Here is a 22,295-nt window from a genome sequence, read left to right on the forward strand (position 1 = left end):
AACTTATATTACACCACACTAAGCTTTTATTACAAAATTATCAAGAACACGTTTTTCTCCGGTTTTATCGAAGAAGATAGTTAATTTGCTGCCATCTATTGCTTTAATTTGACCATAACCAAATTTTATATGAAAAATCCGATCATTTATAGAGAAAGCTGAGGATTTATTAGAGACTGATTTTGCAATGATAGTTCCTTCAATGTTTTTTTGTTGGCGGAGTTGTTTAATTCCAAAGTTTAAATCGATATCACCATAACAAATTTTTTCAACATGAGCAGCCGATTGTTTTCTCCAATTATTATGCGTTGTTTTTGTTTGATTTTTTTGAGCATGCTGCCAGCCTGGTGTTGAATAATTATTACGAAAAGGATTTTGCTTTTTAAAGTGTGTTTGGTTATAATTACCATAAGATGTTTCAATTTCTGTTATTTTTATATGCTCTTCTGGTAATTCATTGAGGAAACGAGAAGGGATTGTAGATTGCCAAAGTCCATGAATTCTTCGATTGGATACACACCATATATGTAAGTGTTTTTTTGCTCTTGTTATTCCTACATAAGCAAGGCGACGTTCTTCTTCTAATCCTGAATGACCACCTTCATCTAATGAGCGTTGATGCGGAAAAAGACCTTCTTCCCAACCAGGAAGAAAGACAGTTTCAAATTCAAGACCTTTAGCAGAATGAAGAGTCATGATATTAACTGCATTCATGTTTTCATTGCTTTCAGAATCCATTACTAGTGAAACATGCTCTAAAAAACTACGAAGATTTTCAAATTGTTCCATAGAACGGATCATTTCTTTAAGATTTTCTAGTCGTGTTGGTGCTTCTGGTGAACGATCTTCTTGCCACATTGCGGTATAGCCTGAATCATCAAGAATTGTTTCGGCAAGCTCTGTATGTGGTGTGTGTTGTAACATGCTTTGCCAGCGGTAGAAGTTTTCTACAACATCTCGTAAAGCATTGCGTATTTTAGGCTTTAGCTCATCTGTTGTAATTATTTCAGCTGCGGCGACAAAGAGGGGAATAGAGCGCGCACGTGCACTATTATAAAGATGACGAAGTGTTGCATTTCCTAGGCCGCGTTTGGGTATATTGATAATACGCTCAAAAGCTAGATCATCAGCTGGTTGAACAACAACACGTAAGTAAGCCAAGGCATCACGTATTTCCATTCGTTCATAAAAGCGCGGACCACCAATAACGCGATAATTGAGACCAAGTGTGACAAAGCGATCTTCAAATTCACGCATTTGGAATGATGCTCGCACCAATATAGCTATATGATTTAAGGAATGACCCGCCCGTTGTGCTTGTTCAATTTCTTCTCCAATAGCACGAGCTTCTTCTGCTGAATCCCATGCGGCATGAATTTTTACTTTTTCATCGTCGCTATTTATTTGGTCAGAAAAAAGCGTTTTTCCAAGTCTATTTTGATTATGAGAAATAAGATGAGAAGCAGTTTTTAAAATATGTGATGTAGAGCGATAATTGCGTTCTAAACGGATAATTTTTGCAGGAGAGAAATCTTGTTCAAAGCGCAATATATTATCAACTTTTGCTCCACGCCACCCGTAGATAGATTGATCATCATCTCCTACACAACAAAGATTAATCTGTTTTTCATGGCGTTGAGCCAAAAGACGGAGCCAGAGATATTGTGCTATATTTGTATCTTGATATTCATCTACAAGAATATAGCGAAATTTATTATGATATTCGCGAAGAATGTCTGGGTTATTTTGAAAGATGGAAATAGAGTGCAGCAAAAGATCGCCAAAATCACAGGCATTAAGATTTTTAAGTCGATCCTGATAATTACGATAAAGTTTTCGTCCTATTCCATTTCCAAAAGAATAAGCATCACCCTCTGAAATAGAATTAGGCAAAAGTCCTTGGTTTTTCCAAGAATCAATCATCATTGCTAGGTTACGTGCTGGCCAACGTTTATCATCCAATCCTTCAGCTTGAATGAGTTGTTTTAAAAGACGAATAACATCGTCACGATCAAGAATGGTAAAATTGCTTTTTAAGCCAACAAGTTCTGCATGACGACGTAGAATCTTTGCTCCAGTCGAATGAAATGTTCCAAGCCAAGGCATATTTTCGACAGTTTCACCAACAAGCTCACCGATACGTGTTTTCATTTCATGTGCAGCTTTATTGGTAAAAGTAACAGCTAATATTTGTTTAGGGTGTGCAAGTCCGAGATGCAAAATATGAGAAATGCGAGTAGTAAGAACACGGGTTTTTCCAGTACCTGCACCCGCAAGAACTAAAACGGGTCCTTCTGTATTGATGACAGCTTGTTTTTGTTCTGGATTCAGCTTTTCTAAATAGTTAGGCTTATATTGCGTGTTTTTTCTTTCTGATATATGCGTCATTAACCTAGAATTATTTTCAGGCTTATGAGGAGATACGTCATTTTTAAGAGACGTTATATGATCGGAAAAGTCATTCATTATAACTTTATCTAGTATTTTTTTGATTTGAACGCCAGATAAAAATTATTTTCTTAAAAAACACGACACATTTATTTAAATAAAAATATAGAGATCACAGGAGGAGATAAAGACATAGTGCTATGATAAGAAGCTACCAAAGATATATATACGAAATGAAGTTACAAGCTTATTTTCAATTATAATGGATACATAAAAAGTCACAACATAAAGAAAAATAAGGCTTTATCTTAGTATAAGTTTACATTGAAATTATAGAAAAATCATATTTTGCGAGGAAATCAAAAAAGATTTCTTGGAGAAAAAAGCTTTTGATTAATGAATAGTATCATTCTTCTCTGTTTTCATTAATCGCTAGAGAGATGATTTTGATCAAGAAATTTTTGGGCTTTTAGACTTTCTTTTTTATCAAAAAGTTTTTCAAGCTTTGTTCGTCCAAAACGGTAGCGATTTTCTTCTGCATGAATAGCTAGTTTTGTACGTTTTTTCTGTTTTCGAAATTGACGAAGATTAATTATTGTAACCATAGAGTCATTCATTTATTTTTTTCGGAAGGAGTCCAAAGAAACAATATCAGCACTTTGCTTAGAATCATTATTTGATGGCTCTTTTTCCGTTTTAAGATTTGATATTTTTGTAGATATATTTTCCTTTTTTTGTTTATCTGAAGGAGTAAAAGGAGAACACGAAGCAGTTTCTGGATTTTGGTTCTCTCCTGAAATAAGGCTAGGGGGAAGATCAAATGCTGTTTCAAAAGCTGCTATAGGATCATAGAAGACTTGGATAGAATTAAAAGGAATAACCAGTTTTTCAGTAATTTCTCCAAAGGAAAGTGTTACTTCAAAAGCAGTTTCTGATACACTGAGATCTCTAAATTGGTGCTGCAGTACGATGGTCATTTGATCAGGATAGCGTTTTTGAAGTCTAGGAGAAATTTTGATTCCTGGTGCGTTTGTTAAGAAAGTGATAAAAAAATGATGATTACCTGGAAGTCCTGCTTTAGCTACTTCCAATAAAACTTTTCGGATGACTCCGCGAAGTGCATCCTGAACGAGAATGTCGTAACGGATCTGATCTTGAACCATCGAAGTTTATTCCTCCTAAATTTAGGTAGTGATTAAATATGAATAATACAGTGCAATAACATGTTTTTTTAAGCTAGCAACATTTTACTTACTATGCACCTAATTAATCAAGAAAAACACGAATTTATTTTAAATACTTTCTGACAGCTCAAAAATAAATAGGTCTAAAAGTGAAGGCTTCTGTTGCCAGGTGCCTTCGAACCCCGCTTAGACCTGCGACGGTTTAAGACTTAGTTTGAAGCTTTCGCATCGCTTAAGCAGCGATGAGACGTGCTCCCGCATAGTTGTCATTTGCAACTACTCATTTAGTCCGATAACGGTGGTACAATGCCGAGTAAAAGAGCAATCTTTACACCCTTGTCGATCCTGTTTCGCCCCCATAAAAATATAATCTTTATTTTATTGTATTTTGGTGGAGGCGCCGGGTACCGCCCCCGGGTCCAATTGGTTTATTTCATTGTCCATTTATTACCATAGCTGAAAAGACAGCTTTTTAAATATAAACGAATAACAGTTTTTAGAAAAGGGGGATTGTTAATATTTTAAATCCCTAATTATTGAGATAAAAATATAATGTGGTTGTGTATAGTTACTGATTATGAGAGGGATTGCAAAATGGTGAATGATCTAGAAAATATTAAATTATATGATGTAAATCCTGATGAAGCTGTAATAGAACGACTTAGACGTCGTTTAACTTTGGTAATGAGACATCAAGATGCATCGTTAGTTTCTACATCAGATCAAAAAGAGTTAGAGCGTGTTGTAAAATGGGCGCAAGATGTATTGGATGTTGATAAGGAAAATGCACAAAAAGCTGTCGCAAAAGTTGCTGAAATGATGTCAGGAAACCGCAAAAAAAATCGTGTTACTTTTTATTATTTGCTTGCCAAGCAAGTTAATGCGCTTGATAAAATTTAAATATTTGAAACTAAATTTGTATCATAATTTTCAAAAAAGTCTAAATTTCTTTAGACTTTTTTATTTACTATAAGAATATTTAGTGAATATCATCACCTTGGAGATATCCACTTTTTCGAGCGTCAGGCATTAAAAGAACTGCTATGAATGCAACAGTCATCATGCCAGTTACATAAAGATAAAAGATAAATTCATATCCAATATCTTTTAATAAAAGCGCTACAGATTCGGCTGATCCACCAAATAAGGCATTGGCAATAGCATAAGATAAACCAACACCCATTGCTCGTATTGAAGATGGGAACATTTCTGCTTTAACGATACCAGAAATGGATGTATAAAAACTGATAATGCATAACATTCCAATAAGGATTGATAATGCAACCCATGAATTGTTAGTATTGCCAATCATATAAAGTCCAGGAATTGTGAAGATGACAGATAAGACACTCCAAATAATAAGTGAAGTTTTTGTTCCAATTTTATCAGCTAAAGCACCAAATGCTGGTTGAAGTAACATAAAAACAAAAAGTGCAATAGTCATTATAGTTGTAGCTGTATGCTTATCAAAGCCAGTAGTTGTAATGAGATATTTTTGCATATAAGTTGTATAGGTATAAAATGTTAGTGATCCTCCTGCTGTGAAACCAATCACTAGAAAAAAGGCTTTCCGATGGTTACGCCAAAGTTCTCTAATACTACCAGCTTTTTCTTTAGAACGATTCTCTTTAGTTGTTGTTTCATGAAGTGAACGACGGAGATAGATTGCAACAATGGCTCCTAATCCACCAATAGCAAAAGGAATACGCCAACCCCATGCTTTTAGTTGTTCCTCTGTAAGATAAAGGGCTAAAATAAATATAACAAGGCTGGCAAGAAGTTGACCACCAATCAGTGTAGTATACTGAAAAGAGCTAAAAAATCCTCGTCGGTTTTTAAGAGCAATTTCGCTCATATAAGTTGCTGTTGTTCCGTACTCACCGCCAACAGAAAGTCCTTGAAGCATTCGGAGTAAAAGTAAAAGAACTGCTGCTGAGGCTCCAATAGTTTCATAGGTAGGAAGTATGGCAATTAGGAATGAACCGCTACACATCATAAAAACAGAAATAAGCATTGATCGTTTACGTCCATAACGATCAGCAATGAATCCAAAGAGCCATCCACCGATTGGGCGCATAAGAAAACCAATAGAAAAAACTATAGCAGCTTTAAAAAGCTGGAGTATAACGTTGCCGTCTGAAGGGAAAAATTGCGATGCAAAATAAATTGAAGTAAATGAATAAACATAAAAGTCATACCACTCTACTAAATTACCTGAGGCACTAGATATGATAGACCGAATACGTTTTTTCGCATCATATAGTGCTAAAGTTTCTTCATTCTCCATGGAGACCGTCCCTCTTTAATTAAGTTACTTACAATTTGCTTTTTACAATTTGAATCATCAAAATTCAATCGTATAATGGTAATTTCTTGTAAACAGATCATTTTAAGGCGCATTACATTGTATTTTTGTGAGTTTTAAAGTTTCTGTTTTAACAGTATGCAGAATCGGGCATAAACATTAATATGAAAGCATATCTTGATCTCTTATTTCATGTTTTAAACAATGGTATTGATCGTTTCGATCGGACTGGTGTTGGGACAAGGTCGGTTTTTGGATATCAAATGCGATTTAATTTACAGGATGGGTTTCCACTGTTGACAACAAAAAAACTGCATTTGCGTTCAATTATCTACGAGCTTTTATGGTTTCTTAAAGGTGATACAAATATTACATGGTTAAAAGAGCATGGCGTATCTATTTGGGATGAATGGGCTGACAAAAAGGGGGATCTTGGTCCTATTTACGGTTATCAGTGGCGCTCTTGGCCTACATCGGATGGGCGTCATATTGATCAAATAAAAAATCTTTTAGCTATGATTAAAAAGGATCCTTATTCACGTCGTTTAGTTGTATCTGCATGGAATCCTGCAGCGATAGAGGAAATGGCTTTACCTCCCTGTCATTGTTTGTTTCAATTTTATGTTGCTGCTGGTAGATTATCTTGTCAACTGTATCAGCGTTCAGCAGATGTTTTTTTGGGTGTTCCATTTAATATTGCCTCTTATGCATTGTTGACAATGATGATTGCTCAAATAAACCATTTACAAGTAGGAGATTTCATTCATACTATTGGTGATGCTCATCTTTATTTGAATCATTTTGAACAGGCAAAACAGCAATTATCTCGTACACCGAAAGCGTTACCAACGATGCTTATTAATCCAGAAGTAAAAAATCTTTTCTCTTTTAAGTTTAAGGACTTTGAGTTGCTTAATTATGAAGCTTTTCCACATATCAAAGCACCGGTGGCGGTATGACTCTTTCAATTTGTTTGATTGCAGCTGTTTCACAAAATAATGTTATAGGTTGTGCGGGTGCGATGCCTTGGCATTTATCAACAGATTTGCAACGTTTTAAAACTTTAACTTTAAATAAGCCTATTGTTATGGGAAGAAAAACTTGGGATTCTCTTGGACGCCCTTTACCGGGTCGTACGAATATTGTTATTACTCGCAATCGTATGTTAATGCCTAAAGGTGCTGTTATTGCTCATTCTTTATCTCAGGCTTGTCATATTGCAGAACAGGTTGCTTTTCAAAGTGGTGCAGATGCATTTTTTATTATTGGGGGTGGTGAAATTTTTCAACAAGGATTACAAATAGCTGATAAAATATTTCTTACTGAGATCCTAGCTTTTATTGAGGGCGATAGTTTTTTTCCTGTTTTTGATAAAGAGAAGTGGACTATGATTAAAACACAATATATTCCAGAAGGTGAGAAAGATGATTATCCAACACGTTTTGTGATTTATGAACGGAAATGATCGTTTGAGATATTGAAAGCATTTATTATTTACATTGTGAGAAAATAATAAGCGCTTTAAACTGAAATCAGAGATCAAGTTTTGTAAATTATTAAGATTTGATTAATAACATTAATCTAAATGAGGTGATAATGCCCTGGACAAATCAAAATGGTAGTAGCCCATGGAGTGGCGGTAGAAATAAATCCGATGGAGATAAAAAATTATCGCCTAAGAAACCTTTTGGTTCTGGTGGTAGTAATGGCCCTAATATTGATGATATTTTTCGTAAGGGGCAGGATCAGATCAAACAGTTTGGTGGCGGTGGTGTTTTTATTATATTATTTCTGCTTGTTTTATTTTTTTGGTGTTTTCAATCTATGTATATCGTTCAACAAAATGAACAAGCTGTGGAATTGCGTTTTGGCGTTCCTAAAGAAGGCATTATCAGTGATGGTCTACATTTTCATTTTTGGCCAATTGAAACTTATATGAAAGTTCCTTTAACAGAAAAAACTATTGCTATTGGTGGTCAGTCTGGTCAATTGCAACAAAGTGAAGGTTTGATGCTTTCAAGTGATCAAAATATTGTTAATGTTAATTTTTCTGTTTATTATCGCATTTCAAATCCCAGTCAGTTTTTGTTTAACGTGAATGACCAAGAAGGTACAGTTCGTCAAGTTGCTGAAAGTGCAATGCGTGAGGTGATTGGTTCGCGGCCAGTTGATGATGTTTTGCGTGATAAAAAAGAAGAAGTTGCTGATGATGTCAAAAAAATTATCCAATTGACTGCAGATAAATATCAACTTGGTGTTGAAATAAATCGTGTGTCAATTAGTGAAGCTGCGCCTCCTACTAAAGTTGCTGCTGCTTTTAATTCTGTTCAACAGGCAGAGCAGGAACGAGGACGAATGATTGAAGAGGGTAATCGTGTACATTTTACTAAGATGGGTTTAGCTAATGGTGAAGCTGCACGCACACGGGAAGTTGCAAAAGGTGAAAAAGCGCAGATGATTGAAGAAGCAATAGGACGTTCTGAACGTTTTCAAGCTATAGCGCGTGAAGCTGCGATTGCACCAGAGGCTGCTCGCTATCGTCTTTATATGGAGACGATGGGACGTATTTTTTCTTCTCCAAGAAAGATAGTTTTGGATCAAACAGCTTCTCCGACGGTATCTTATTTACCTTTAAACGAATTGCTCGGCAGTTCATCAAATAAAACAATAACAAAGTCAAAGCGTTCTGTAAGACTATCGGATTCTAACGCTTCTGAGGGATACTAATTATGCAGCAATCTCGTTTCTTTTTTATTTTAGGAACTGTCATATTTGTTTTTATAGCCTTATGGATGTCTGTTTTTATTGTTTATCCTCGTCAACAGATAGCTATTAAGCGCTTTGGACAAATTGTTAATGTAGAACCTAAACCTGGTATTTATTTTAAGGTTCCTTTTTTTGATCATACTGTTATTATTGATAATCGATTGTTGCGTTATGATTTACCTACACAATCTGTTCAGGTTCGTGGTGGTGCATATTATGAAGTGGATGCGTTTTTTATTTACCGGATTACGAATCCGAAACTATTTTTACAACGTATTGCATCTGGTCGTCCACAGATTGCTGCGCGTGAAAATCTTGCACCGCGTTTTATTGATGCTTTGCGTGCTGTTTATGGTAAGCGAGAATTTAAAGCGGCTTTATCGGATGAACGTGGAGCGATGATGGCTGAAGTACAGCGCCAATTTTCTGTAGATGCAGGATCTTTAGGGATTACTATTGTTGATGTGCGGATTCGTAAAACTGATTTAACTGATGCTGTTTCAGAGGATGTGTATCGACAAATGGCAGCTGAACGTGAAGCTGCGGCAGAAGATATTCGTGCTCGTGGTCAGCAAGAACGGGATCGAATTATTGCAGAAGCTAATCGTAAATATGAAGAAATCGTAGCAGCAGCGAAACGTGATGCTGAAATTACCCGTGGTGAAGGGCAGGCTGAGAGTATTCGTCTTTTATTGAATGCACGAAGAGTTAATCCATCATTTTACGATTTTTGGTTAGCAATGGAACAGTACAGGAATTTAGAGAACACTTCGATGGTAATTTCGCCACAAGAGGACTTCTTTTTTTATTTCCGTAATCCACCACAAGCAAATAAAATATTTGCACCTGTAGAGGTCTTGGATAATAAGATGGTGATTGATAAATAGTAACGTTATCATAAGATTTATCATTTTATGAAAAACTTGATCCGTGGATTCTTTCTTTGATGATGAAAGTGGTATGATATTGTAGAATGCATGTTAATTTCATATAAATGTGTATTATAGGTAAAAATATGTTTCTTAAGTGTTTTTCTACGGTAGCTACTACTATTTCTGTAGTTTTGTGTTTATCGGGATCAATAAGTTGGTCTAGTGTTGTTTTGCAACAAGATGCACCATTATCAGTGCCTGATTTAGTTACAACGCTTTTAGATACTGTAGTGAATATTTCTACAGTGCAAACAGTTGATGGAACTGAGCAGGATGAAGATACTTCTTTGCCAATCGTTCCAAAAGATTCATTATTACAAGAATATTTTGATGATTTTTTTACACCTGGAGATGATAAGAAAGATAGCCAATTTCAAAAAGTGCGTTCTCTAGGGTCAGGTTTTGTAATTGATGCACAAAAAGGGCTCATTGTTACAAATTATCATGTTATCGCTGATGCTGATTATATTGAGGTTAATTTTGTTGATGGTACAAAGTTAAAGGCAAAATTGCTTGGGAAAGATAGCAAAACAGATTTGGCTTTGCTTCAGGTCGATCCAAAAGGAAAAAAATTAACAGCTGTACGTTTTGGTAGATCAGAAAACGCACGTATTGGTGATTGGGTTATGGCTATAGGCAATCCTCTTGGTTTTGGTAGTAGTGTAACGGTTGGAATTATTTCTGCACGTAATCGTGATCTTAATGCTGGTCCTTATGATAATTTTATTCAAACAGATGCAGCGATTAATCGAGGTAATTCTGGAGGCCCATTATTTGATAGAAGTGGTCAGGTGATTGGCATTAATACAGCAATTGCTTCTGGATCGATAGGTATTGGTTTTGCCATACCTTCTGATATGGCTCTTTCTGTTATAAATCAGTTACGTAATTTTGGAGAAGTAAAACGTGGCTGGTTAGCTATCCGAATTCAACCGATTACAGATGATATTGCAAAAAATTTAAAACTCGATAAGGCTATTGGAGCATTAGTTGTAGGCAAAATAGAAAATGCGGAAGTTGATAATAGTCAGCTGCATATTGGTGATATTATTCTTTGCTTTGGAAAGACAAAAATTAAAAATATGCATGATTTACCGCGTTTAATAGCAGAAGGCTCAGAAGGGCAAGTAGTCAACGTTACAGTTTTGCGTAATGGACAAGAGAAAACAGTAAAAGTTAAACTTGGTCGTTTGGTTGAAACAGATTTGGATGAAAATATAATAGAAAAGTTTGATGATAAAGAAAATGATAATGTACCCAAAAAGATGATAATGCAACATATGGGAATGACGTTATCAGAATTGACAGCTGATTTGCGGCAACGTTACTCAATTTCAGATAAGCTTAATGGATTAATTATAACATCCGTTGCACAAAATAGTGTAGCTGATAAAAAACGTCTTCGTGTTGGTGAGGTAGTTGTTGATATTAATCAAAGTACGATCACAACAATTGAAGATGCCAAAAAACGTCTTCGTAAATTACGTGAAGCTGGGCGTAAAAATGCTTTATTTGTTATTGCTCGTCCAGATGGAGAATTGCGGGTTGTATTAATCCAAATGGATTAATGCTGTAGTATTTTTGTCTGTTATTGCTCATTAACAGAAACATTTGCAGAAAAAGATGAAGGCATTGCTTTTCATGACACAAAGGACAATCACATTGATAGCGGGTCCAACTGCAAGCGGTAAGTCAAAACTTGCGTTAAAAATAGCTCAAGAAAAAAATGCTGTCATTATTAACGCTGATTCAATGCAAATTTATAATACTTTGAATATTTTGACAGCACGACCAACAGAAGATGATATTATAATTTCTCCTCATTACCTTTATGGTTATGTAAGTCCTTCTGTTAGTTATTCTGTAGGGCAATGGTTGCGTGATGTAGAAAAGCTTTTAAATGTAATGACATCGAAGTCACTTATTTTTGTTGGTGGAACAGGTCTTTATTTTCGTGCTCTTTTGGAAGGAATTTCAGAAATTCCGGATATTCCAGATGTCTGTCAACAAAAGTGGCGTCGTCGACTTCAAGAAGAGGGGGTTGAGAATCTATATCGTCAGTTATTACAAGTTGATGCTGAGCTCTCTAAGCGTATTTGTGCGCAAGATGGTCAACGCATTATACGCGCTTTGGAAGTTTATGATGTGACAGGTAAAGCACTTAGTTGGTGGCAAAAACAAGAAACAACATCTTTGATTGCAAAGGATTGTTCAGAAAAGATTCTTCTTATTCCACCGCGTCAACAGCTCTATGAAAACATCAATAAGAGATTGGATCGTATGGTTGAACAAGGAGTTTTAGAAGAGGTTCTTATTATAAAGCAACTTATGCTTTCTCCTTTATTACCAGCGATGAAAGCGATTGGTTTACCTGAATTTATAGCTTATTTAGATGGACATTTAAGTTTTGAGAATGCTATTGAGACAGCAAAGACAAAAACTAGGAGATATGCAAAAAGGCAAATGACTTGGTTTCGTAACCAATTAAATGAAGAATGGAAAATTATCGCTGCATAAAAATATTAAAAGTTTGAAGATAGCTTAAAGAGAAGAGGGTATTTTAGATGAAATTTCTTTTGAAGATAATCATATGAAGAAAGAAAATCGTGACAATTAAGATTTAAAATATTTTATTTTAGTTGCTTTATTTAGAAATGATTTCAAATATGCATACAGGTGTAACAATAATAGATTTTAGCTTAGCAAATATTATACGTATAAAATTTTTTTACTTACAGTAATGTCAATTTTTAGAGTGCTTGCACTTTTTGTACGAATCTCATTTTATAGGTTATGCAGTTTTCATCAGAACAGGATAATGCATTAAAGACTGTAGCCGCGTGGTTGAAAAATGGGAAATCACCTATTTTTCGGCTTTTTGGTTATGCAGGAACTGGAAAAACAACACTTGCTCGTTATTTTGCTGAAACAGTTGATGGTCCTGTTCAATTTACTGCCTTTACAGGTAAGGCAGCCCAAGTTTTACGTTCTAAGGGGGCTAGTAATGCTCGCACTATTCATTCATTAATTTATTGCCCTCGCGGTGAAGAAGAAGTATCTGATGAAATAACAGGTAAAACATCCCTTACACCAACATTCGCATTGAATCGACAAAGTCCAGTTGCACAAGCTAAACTTGTTATTGTTGATGAATGCTCAATGGTTGATGAGCAATTAGCGCGTGATTTAATGAGTTTTCGAACACCAATTCTGGTTCTTGGTGATCCTGGTCAGTTACCTCCCATATCGGGAGGAGGTTTTTTTTCTGAAAGCACGCCAGATTTTCTGTTATCAGAAATTCATAGACAAGCACGTGATAATCCGATTATTCGTTTAGCTATGGATGTGCGTGAGGGACGTGATATTTCTTATGGAGATTATGGTTTAGCACGTGTTGTTACTCGTAAAGAGGTTAACCAACAATTAGTACTGGAAGCTGATCAACTTTTAGTAGGTATTAATCGAACGCGTTATCTTTATAATAAACGTTTACGTGAATTAAAGGGATTTACAACGGATTATCCACAGGCTGGAGATAAACTTGTATGCTTACGAAATGATCCTACTAAAGGTTTATTGAATGGTTCTTTATGGAAAGTTATGACTTCACAGAAAGAAACTGTTAAACCAGGTATAAATCTTATTATTAAGCCGGAAGATAGTGAACGTGGGGTAGCAAAAGTTAAGCTTTTAAAAGCAATCTTTGAGAATCCTGATAATCAGATTTCATGGCAATTAAAAAAACGATATGATGATTTTGATTATGGATATGCTTTGACAGTCCATAAAGCTCAGGGATCTCAATGGGATAATGTGGTTTTGTTTGATGAAAGTTTTGCATTTCGTGATATGTACGCACGATGGCTTTATACAGGAATTACACGGGCAGCAGAGCGCTTAACAATTGTTCGATAGCACAAGATATTTTATTGTTTGATATTATGTTTAGATATGTTTCTTCTTAACATCAGAGTATTATAGAAGTGGGATAGTGTGTGGCAATAAAACTTTCAGTTAATCTTAATGCTGTTGCTGTTTTGCGCAATAGGCGTAATCTTCCATGGCCAAGCATTGAAAACATTGGATATATAGCGCTTTCTGCTGGCGCAGCAGGCTTGACGGTCCATCCACGTCCGGATGAAAGACATATCCGTTTTGTTGATTTACCAAAAATACGTTTTTTAATGAATAATGCTTTTCCTAATGCTGAATTTAATATTGAAGGTTATCCAAGTGATACATTTTTAGATTTAGCAGAAAAATATGCTGATCAAATTACTCTTGTTCCTGACACTCCAGATCAGTCCACTTCCGATCACGGTTGGGATTTTGCTAGCAGTGCAGAATTTTTAGCGCCTGTTATTCAGCGCTTAAAAGCAAAAAATATTCGTGTGTCATTATTTGCTAATACAGTTTTAGACGATCTCGATATTGCTAAAGCTATTGGCGCTGATTATGTAGAATTTTATACTGGACCTTATGGTGGTGCGTTTGATGATGAAGAAAAACAAACACAGGAGTTAGATAAATTAGCTTTGGCAGCACAAAAAGCAAGAGAATTACAATTACATATTAATGCAGGCCATGATCTAACAATTGCTAATCTTCCTGCCCTTGTTAATCGGATTCCTTGGATTAATGAAGTTTCTATTGGACACGGACTTATTGCTGATGCATTAGAATATGGAATGCATGAAACTGTTCAGCGTTTCATTCGGTTATTGGCATAAGTTATCTATTCAAGGCAATGTAACGATCGATTGTATTTAGTATCTAAATACTCTTATGTCATTATTGAAAAGTATTATTTATTGTGTAACAATTTGAATTCTTACTTAGTTATAAAATTACTGCTTGCTGCTTTAATTAAGATCTGACAGATAACGCTTTTTCTAAAAGTAGGTTAGTTGCAGTTCGAATATATCTATTTTGAATTAAAAACCTCCTAATTTCTAATAATTAAAAGCATAGGTAATGCTTTGTTTAATTATCTCAAGCATTTAAAAACATTTTGTAGTTATATTATATTTTTAGAAATCAATATGTTATTAATAAATAATATTGATTAATGCCTGATGGCTTTATTATAGAACTATAGAAAGCTATAAATTCAGCAATATTTTAATTATTTTCTATAATTGTGTTATTTGTGCTGCAGATTTGTTGAAAGAAATATGTAACATTATATGTCTGTAGTTTTATTTTCGGAGTTTTGTATGAAATATTTAACAGCGTCTGTTTTTACATTGTTCTCAATTTCTATAGCTCAGGCAACAGACTTTGTGATTCCTTATCAATCATATACTGCTTCACCTGTTGTTTTGTCGTCTACTTTTTCGTGGACAGGTTTTTATTTTGGTGGGAAAATTGGTGTTTTTTCAGGTCAGAGTACGTCGAGTTTTATAGACTCAAATAATGTAAAGCGTAACATTATATTTCAAAATCAATCATCACCTAAGCTCTCAGGTGTTGTAGGTGGTCTTTATACAGGTTTAAATATTAATATTAACAATGGTTTTGTTTTGGGCTTTGATACCGATATAAATTGGTCTGGCGCAAAGGATGCAAAAGTTATTGATAGTATTGCTTCTTTAAAAGCTGATAATAATAAGAAGAGTCAGATAGATTTTGATATAAAACAAAGCTTACAACAAAAATGGCTTAGTGCTATACGCGGGCGTATTGGGTTTAGTTTTGATCGTGTTATGCCTTATATTGCTGGTGGTATTTCTGTGACACAGCTTCAGAGTACTTATTTAAAGTTTTTTGTGCCATCGAAAAATAATTCATTGACAAGAAGTTCATTAGAAAAGGCGCCCCCTGTATTATTAACTTCCAATTCAAAGATAATGAATGGTTATACCATTGGTGGTGGTTTAGATTTTGCAATAACTGATAATTTTATTTTACGTGCAGAATACAATTATTCAGATTTCGGTAAAAAGGAATTTGCAAATAATAATATGAACGTTAGCTATAAAAGCAATGCCTTTTATTTTGGTGTAGCTTGTAAATTTTGAATTTTAGATTAGCTCATTGAACAGTTCTATCAACGATGACGTTTTTGTTTCTGTACATTTTGTCGTTGTTACTTTTCAGCATATGAGACTTTAATACGAAATGTCTTTAGTTTGAGTGCAAAACTCAATTATTTGATATGGAGGTTTGTGTTATGTTGCAGTCATCAAGTCCAATTACTCAGGCTAATGACTCCTTAATCGCTGAAGGAAATGAGACATTAGAAGATCTTATTATTCGTTTGGAGAATGATATCTTTAATGGAAAGTGGATAGAAGAAATTTATTCAGATATCGATTTTAAAATGATGCCTGCTTTAATAAAGCAGGCAAACAATAAATACCCAGAGATGAATCTTAGGCTTGTTACGACATTTGAAGATTTGAGGGCATCTGTGCAAAAAACAATCGGTGATGGGATTCAATCTTCGAGGTTTATAGTGAATGTACTGACTGACGTTATGCCCCATTTTGTAGTAATTGATCATAAAACTATCAACAATAAACTTTCCTTTATATTATTTGAGTGCGCAAGATGTGATAATGAGGTTTCTTTGGTACTAATATCAAAGGTAAAAAAAGCCATTGAAGGTTTCCAATTGCCTGATTTTTATTGTTCTATTGTAGAAATGGACATTCAGCGAAGTATGTCTGAATGTGGAATTTTTAGTTTAGCTCTCGCTAAAAAACTTTATCTTCGATCTGATAAATTAGAAAAACTGCATAGAGATAATATTAAAGGTGATCGGTGGGATAGAGATGTTTATTTATCTCATGATTTATTAGATATATATCTTCCAATCGACTTTTATAAACACGTACAAGGTTTGAAGCGTCTTGAGGAATATGTGAAAAAAAATCCAGGATCTGAAAAAGAAATCGTTAACAAAAAAAATGAAACCATTTTTGAGAGATTTGAAAGACATACAATGGTAAAAAGGGGTAAAAATATGTCTGCATCAGCACACAAAAAAAGGATTACTGAATATAAATCATTAATGAGATGATAAAATTTCTTAGATATTATTAGCTAATATGAATGAAGAAAAAGTTATGGATTAAGACCTATTAATTTGGGGAAATTCACTTAGTTTTATGCATTTTGTTTGTAAATTAGGAAAATATTTACTACAATCAAGTGTTTAGTATTAGTACAGTATAGAGTGCAAAGTATAAAGATATATCTTTTTATACAAGCGAATTAAAAAGCAAATCAGAGTGTATGAAAATATTAACTGATGATTTTATAATTCTTAACACTTCAATATAAAAAATTACAATTGTGTTACAAATTAGTGAATATAGATCATGAGCTTTTATTGTAAATGGACAAGGTGTATTTTCTTATCTTAAAAGATTTAAAATTTGATGAAGATATATGAGGGGGTGTTGTATAGATCTAAATTATCAAGGTGTTGTTATGAAGAAAAGTGAAATGATGATAAAGTTGGAGAATATTAACATCCCTTCTCCTGAAAATTATGTCTATCCTGGCAGTATGACGTTGAAGAATAAATATGGAATCATGGAGCTTCAAAAGTTCGAGGAGAGAATGGCGCATGATGCATTAAAAGAAACTGTTAAGGTGCTAGAAGAACCTGCTCCAGAGCGGTTTGATTCTTCTTATCTAAAGTATTTGCATAAACGTTTATTTCAGCATGCATTGGAATGGGCTGGGTGCACCCGTGATGTTCCATTTACATTTTCAGATGGTACAAGGGGTGTGATGCCCTCCATGTCAAAGTCTGATTCCGATTTTGGTTTTGCATCTGGTTCAAAGATTAAGGAAGGTTTAGATTTCATCGATCAAAAACTCGCTGAGAAGAATTATTTTAGAGGCTTATCGCGTGAAGAATTTGTTCATAATGCAGCAAGAATATTTGGCTCTATCAATTATATTCATCCTTTTAGGGAAGGTAATGGACGCGTACAAAGATTGTTTTTTGTAAAGCTAGCCAGATCTGTAGGCTATAAACTTGACTTTTCCGCTACAACAAACAAGCGCATGACATATACGAGTGTTGAGGCTACAAAAAACGCATATATGGAGCCTTTGCAACATTTGTTTGAAGATATTTCCAATCCAGAAAAGGTCGGTATTTTAAAGCAATTCATAAGCAATGCGAAAGAATATAATATCTTTGATTCGGATGAAAAGCTTATTACAGTAGCGAGAGAAGGTGAAACCTATAAGGGGATTGGTAAATTCCTTGCTTCAGATTTTATTGTAATAGAAGTGGGAGATACTTGTATCCTCTCCAATAAAGATTCCCTTACACCAGAACAATTAAGGACATTCAAACTTGGTAGTGATTTCATTTTTACAGCTTTAGATACTAAAGACCTTAAAGAAATTTTTATCCCAGAAGAAAAATTAGCTGCTTTGAGCGAAGATGAAATGATTGGAAAAATTTTAGAATGTAGTTCTGTTCGAGAGCAGCGAGATAAAATCCAGCATTGTGCAAGATTTATTTATGGACGTTCGGATCAATTGAACGAGATAATAAACATGATTGATATGGATCCGAATTTAGGGGAGGTGTTTTCTGAACAGATTATGACATGTTATGATAACAAAAAGTATTTCATAAGTAAAAAAACTAAAGCTACTAATCAAAGTTTTTGTAAACTGAGTAATGAAATTAAAAATTATGCAAATATTGTAGAAGATTCTAGAAATCAAATCTTAAAGGAGTATAAAGAAAGACAAAAACGTTGTGGACAGGTAGTAAAAATGCCCAGCAAGGAAGTGCAATGCATTCTTGATATGCCAGAAGATATGCGGGAAGAAGCTCTGAAATCACGGAGTCTTTCATTTCTTAATAAAAGTATCTCTGATTTTATCATTAAAGTTAATCACCGTCTTTCACCATGTGAATGTAAGGCAATCAGTGATAAGAACTATGAAGAACTTGCTAAAAGTATTAGCATATCAGAAAGTAAAGCAAAGGCAATTATAAAAACTATTGGGGAAGTCAAAGAAATACAAAAGAAAATACGAGTACTTAGAGCGAATGCTTTAAAGGTGACAGCTATGGCTTGTTAAAATGTGTTTTTCCATTTCATTTATAGGAGTTTTTTTAAGACCTTTCAAGTTGGAGGGGGGCTAAGCGTTAGGTGTTATCTCATTCAGATGTGAAGAGAAGTGCTATGATTAGTCTTTTATTGTTGAATTCAAAGAAAGAGTGTTAGACAGCTTGAAAGATTCAGATAGCGCTCTTGATTTTATTTAAACAGAAAAATTTAGAAGTGTGGAGGGGAATGTTAATCTGCAATTTTACATGATTAGAATCCATTTAATGATGTTATGGTGGCATTAAAAGATAGTTTGAAAGTAGTCTTTAAATTATGTTAAGGGAAAATTTATACAAAATGGCACTGATGACGAGAAAACTACTTAAACTAGTTTAGGAAGATCTTTCTTTAACATACATTGTTGATTATTCTATAAAGATTTTTAAAAGCTCATTTGAACAAATTAATTATTAGCTTGGAAAATAGAACTTTATCAGTACACGAGCTGAAGAAGAATTTAAAAATTACAATGAGATTAGGATAGACTCTATAATCTAAAGTTTTTGAAGTATTATATAATTTTTTTACAACAGTAAGTTGTTTTAATATTCCTGATCAAGATTTTTGTAAAAATGAGATGTAGCGATTCCTAATTTTTTAGGAATTGATTCCTTAAACCGTGCAGTAATGATATCTTTAGCTGTATCAATACTAATAATTCTTTAAGATTTTTAGATGAAATGAAGAGGGTGAGCTAGTTTATTTATTTTGAGAAATTATACTATTGCCTTTCTCTTCAGATCAGTTCCAAGATAACTAACCAAAATAAATTAATAATAATTTGATTTTATATAATCTTTATTTCTTCATTGATGAGTGGTTTGTATTTAAGTTTATTTATAAGCGTTTGCTTCTTCATAAATCTACATTTATTTATATAGCTATACCTGGTATTATAATCTAAAACCTTATAAATATTATGATGTTGATAGTTTTTAAGCTCTCTCTTGTGCCGTCTTTATGTTCCTACAATTTATAAAACGCTTATCTATTTCCAATACTTTACAACAAATGTTTCATGTTATTTCTATGGAATTTTTGCATTGTATTTTGTTTTCTAAGAGTTAACTGTACAATGCATTTTTCTTTTCTTACTTGTATTAAGAAACTATGGAATCGCTTTTCATAATTTAAATATGATTAGCATTTTTGAGTAAGATTTTGAAAATTATTCTTTTATTAGTATGGTAACGCTCTGCCAAATTTCTAAAAATACTGATTTTTGAATAAGGATCAGCATTTGAAATGCTAGCAACAAACACACAAGGCTTTCTTGGTAAGACATCAGTATGAAGAGTTTGAAGATAGGCTTTATTTACGAACACAATCTGTTTATTATAGTGATAAACAAGTTAATAATTGTTCTGTTGAAGATATCAAAGGCCTATTGAGATATTGAATAAGCAAATAAAATCTGTTTAAGAGTACAGGTATTCTCATATTTTCTATTTTATATGTCACGATATTATGAATGGCTGGTTTTATGAATAAGATTACGGACTTTTTAAAAACCTTAGTAGTTATAGCTCGTATGAGGGATTTTATGCGTTCTTGTTTTTCAAACAGTATAGGATAATAATTGTTTGTTTTGTTTGCAATATAAAAGCTTTGCGCTGCTGCTTGAAATAGCTGACGCAAGAAAAATCTTTTAGCTGAAAAGAAGAAATTCATACAGGCTTGAAAACACGATATATGGCCTGGCTGAATGTGATTTTAATTTTGGTAGGTGAGCCTGAAGGAGAGTACAAAGACGCTCTAGCATGTGGCTTAATTTTCAATACAGATATAATGGTAGGACTTTCTTTAGTAAAAGCTAAGCGATTGTTCTGAAAATTCAGATTTTCCTTTAGAAAGCAGCTTAGTTTTTACAAAACAATTTCATTGCCTCATTTTTTAGAATGAAAAAGAGATTAAAGCATAACATTGTAAAGTCATAAATGAGGTTCATTATCTAGTGATAATTCTCAATATGGAAATTAATATATGCCCAAACTAAAAGATTTACTAAACATAATTTGTTGTTCAAAAAAAATAAAAGCGATGTTGTGTGTCAGAAAAAAGAAAATACTAGATTTAGAAAAAAGTATAATTTTATATTTTGGAATGCTGAACCATTAAAAAGTACTATTATGCGTCTAGAAAACGACATGATGCATGGTAGTTGGTATGACATGCTTTATGGAGAGCTTGATTTAGCAATGATGCCCTCTCTGATAAAGAAAGCAAATGAAAAATATCTACTAATGAACCTTAAATTCTCTGCAACACCTGAGGATGTTCCTATATTAATAAAAAACACAATAGATAATAAGATTCAATTTTCTAGATTGATAGTTAGCTTAGGAGATAACGAAATCCATTTTGCAGTTCTCGATCATCGAATGATCAATGAGAGGATGTCTTTGATATTATTTGAGCCTGTATCATTCAAGCATATGAAGCCGGTGGTACTAGCAATGAGAGTAAAAATGGCTATTGAAGAAAGTCAATTACCTAATTGTCATTTTTCTATAGTAGAAATGGATATTCAACGGAGTGCTTCTGAATGTGGGATTTTTAGTTTGGCTCTAGCTAAAAAGCTTTATTGTGAAATGGATAAATTAGAAAAACTACACAGAGATAATATTAACAATGTCTTATGTAAATCAGATTTTTTTGTATCTTATGATGAGCTAGACAAGTATCTTCCAGCCACTTTTTACAAACATACGCAGAGCGTAAACCGCCTTAATGAATATATAGAATCAAATCCGAAAGCTAAACGGACAATTATTAACAAGAAGGGCGAAGTTATTTTGGAGAGGTTTGATAAGAATTCAGTCGTGGTAGATAATAAACGGATATCTTGTTCGCTACATAAAAAAAGAGTTTATGAATATAAATCTTTGATAAGGTAAATATAAATCTTGGATCAAATTATCAATCTTAAAAAATATATAAATTCAGGATTAGGCTTTTGTGGGGTGTTTATGTCTGCCGTGTTAAAGAGTAGTTTTTATTACTTAATAAAGTATACACAATGTATATAGGTGCTAAGAAGCAAGCGTTTAAGGAACGCTGAATTATTAGCATGGGTTGTGGAAACTATTTCTTTTCTGCAAAAAATTAAAGAGTTTAGCCGTTGCATGCTTGAGTATATAATGATGTTATAAAATTTACATTAATGATGTTAATCGGTTTTTTGGGAGCTTTTAGTATTGCGTTCTGCATAAAACAGAGGAGTTAATAGAAAAGATCGAGTCAATTTCCATTAACTTAAAGGAATGTTAGGAACAAAAGAATCTTTTGAAAATAACTATTTATTGTTCGTAGAATTTATGGCACTTTTAAATTACAACAATAAATCTAGAAGCATTAAAAATGCTCGTTCATTTGAAAGAAAAGATTATTGAATGTATTTGTGATATAAGTATATGAAATTCATTTAATAAAGTTAAATACAAGGAAGTTTTTATTAAATTGTGAAAAAATAAAAATACTTCTCATATAGATTCTCTATATTTAAAAAAGTGAGAAGGTTGTAACACATTGTATTATCAATTTAAGGACAAACGAAATTTAAAAGATATCATCTTTCAATACACAAAAGTATTTTGTGTGATTACTTATGACAATATCACTAAAATTA

Annotated in this window: 17 protein-coding genes and 1 other RNA gene; 13 read left to right on the forward strand and 5 right to left on the reverse strand. The window is 33.5% G+C overall.

Annotation, left to right across the window (positions count from 1 at the left end; genetic code table 11):
- Positions 1–18 precede the first annotated feature (18 nt).
- The 4 genes from Bra60_RS01445 to ssrA form a co-directional block, all read right to left on the reverse strand.
- Entirely contained in the window at positions 19–2,466 is a 2,448-nt protein-coding gene (locus Bra60_RS01445; RefSeq protein WP_078688385.1) for an ATP-dependent helicase, read from the reverse strand.
- Between the two features lie 347 nt (positions 2,467–2,813).
- Positions 2,814–2,993 carry a DUF4169 family protein gene (locus Bra60_RS01450; RefSeq protein WP_078688386.1) on the reverse strand — a complete coding sequence of 60 codons (180 nt, stop codon included), beginning with the start codon at positions 2,991–2,993 and terminating at the stop codon, positions 2,814–2,816.
- Positions 2,994–3,005: 12 nt separating this feature from the next.
- A complete protein-coding gene (locus Bra60_RS01455) occupies positions 3,006–3,551 on the reverse strand; it encodes an SspB family protein (protein ID WP_035006160.1) in 546 nt (181 codons plus the stop codon).
- A gap of 169 nt (positions 3,552–3,720) precedes the next feature.
- Positions 3,721–4,080, reverse strand: a transfer-messenger RNA (tmRNA) gene (gene ssrA / locus Bra60_RS01460).
- An 86-nt stretch (positions 4,081–4,166) separates the two neighbouring features.
- Between ssrA and Bra60_RS01465 the strand changes: the two genes are divergently transcribed.
- Positions 4,167–4,472, forward strand: a complete 306-nt coding sequence (locus Bra60_RS01465; RefSeq protein ID WP_035006158.1) for a DUF2853 family protein — start codon at positions 4,167–4,169, stop codon at positions 4,470–4,472.
- A 79-nt stretch (positions 4,473–4,551) separates the two neighbouring features.
- Here the strand turns inward: Bra60_RS01465 and Bra60_RS01470 are convergent, their stop codons facing one another.
- Positions 4,552–5,859, reverse strand: a complete 1,308-nt coding sequence (locus Bra60_RS01470; RefSeq protein WP_035006156.1) for an MFS family transporter — start codon at positions 5,857–5,859, stop codon at positions 4,552–4,554.
- Positions 5,860–6,041: 182 nt separating this feature from the next.
- Between Bra60_RS01470 and Bra60_RS01475 the strand changes: the two genes are divergently transcribed.
- The 12 genes from Bra60_RS01475 (at position 6,042) to Bra60_RS01530 (ending at position 21,564) form a co-directional block, all read left to right on the forward strand.
- A complete protein-coding gene (locus Bra60_RS01475) occupies positions 6,042–6,836 on the forward strand; it encodes a thymidylate synthase (protein WP_078688387.1) in 795 nt (264 codons plus the stop codon).
- The gene (locus Bra60_RS01480) at positions 6,833–7,342 is read left to right on the forward strand and encodes a dihydrofolate reductase (protein ID WP_035006153.1); all 510 of its coding nucleotides are present in this window, start codon (positions 6,833–6,835) and stop codon (positions 7,340–7,342) included. Before Bra60_RS01475 ends, Bra60_RS01480 begins: the two co-directional genes overlap by 4 nt.
- A 131-nt stretch (positions 7,343–7,473) precedes the next feature.
- On the forward strand, positions 7,474–8,604 hold the full coding sequence (hflK, locus tag Bra60_RS01485) for an FtsH protease activity modulator HflK (RefSeq protein WP_078698012.1): 1,131 nt from the start codon (positions 7,474–7,476) through the stop codon (positions 8,602–8,604).
- Between the two features lie 2 nt (positions 8,605–8,606).
- Positions 8,607–9,530, forward strand: a complete 924-nt coding sequence (gene hflC, locus Bra60_RS01490; RefSeq protein ID WP_035006150.1) for a protease modulator HflC — start codon at positions 8,607–8,609, stop codon at positions 9,528–9,530.
- Between the two features lie 128 nt (positions 9,531–9,658).
- Complete coding sequence (locus tag Bra60_RS01495; protein ID WP_078688389.1) at positions 9,659–11,143, forward strand: Do family serine endopeptidase; 1,485 nt, start codon at positions 9,659–9,661, stop codon at positions 11,141–11,143.
- A gap of 73 nt (positions 11,144–11,216) precedes the next feature.
- Positions 11,217–12,092: a tRNA (adenosine(37)-N6)-dimethylallyltransferase MiaA gene (gene miaA / locus Bra60_RS01500; RefSeq protein ID WP_078673645.1), complete on the forward strand. Its 876-nt coding sequence runs from the start codon at positions 11,217–11,219 to the stop codon at positions 12,090–12,092.
- Positions 12,093–12,368: 276 nt separating this feature from the next.
- On the forward strand, positions 12,369–13,490 hold the full coding sequence (locus tag Bra60_RS01505; protein WP_078688390.1) for an ATP-dependent DNA helicase: 1,122 nt from the start codon (positions 12,369–12,371) through the stop codon (positions 13,488–13,490).
- 80 nt (positions 13,491–13,570) lie between these two features.
- Positions 13,571–14,305: a pyridoxine 5'-phosphate synthase gene (locus tag Bra60_RS01510; protein WP_078688391.1), complete on the forward strand. Its 735-nt coding sequence runs from the start codon at positions 13,571–13,573 to the stop codon at positions 14,303–14,305.
- Positions 14,306–14,791: 486 nt separating this feature from the next.
- Entirely contained in the window at positions 14,792–15,595 is an 804-nt protein-coding gene (locus Bra60_RS01515; RefSeq protein ID WP_194285026.1) for an outer membrane protein, read from the forward strand.
- Between the two features lie 152 nt (positions 15,596–15,747).
- A complete protein-coding gene (locus Bra60_RS01520; protein ID WP_078698015.1) occupies positions 15,748–16,599 on the forward strand; it encodes a YopJ/AvrA family T3SS effector serine/threonine acetyltransferase in 852 nt (283 codons plus the stop codon).
- 413 nt (positions 16,600–17,012) lie between these two features.
- The gene (locus tag Bra60_RS01525) at positions 17,013–18,638 is read left to right on the forward strand and encodes a BID domain-containing T4SS effector (protein ID WP_194285027.1); all 1,626 of its coding nucleotides are present in this window, start codon (positions 17,013–17,015) and stop codon (positions 18,636–18,638) included.
- A 2,074-nt stretch (positions 18,639–20,712) separates the two neighbouring features.
- Positions 20,713–21,564 (forward strand): YopJ/AvrA family T3SS effector serine/threonine acetyltransferase, encoded by an 852-nt coding sequence (locus Bra60_RS01530; RefSeq protein WP_442856037.1) that lies wholly within the window; start codon positions 20,713–20,715, stop codon positions 21,562–21,564.
- The last annotated feature ends 731 nt before the right edge of the window (positions 21,565–22,295 follow it).

This window comes from Bartonella sp. Raccoon60 (genome assembly GCF_002022585.1).
In the GTDB taxonomy this organism is placed as follows: domain Bacteria; phylum Pseudomonadota; class Alphaproteobacteria; order Rhizobiales; family Rhizobiaceae; genus Bartonella; species Bartonella rochalimae.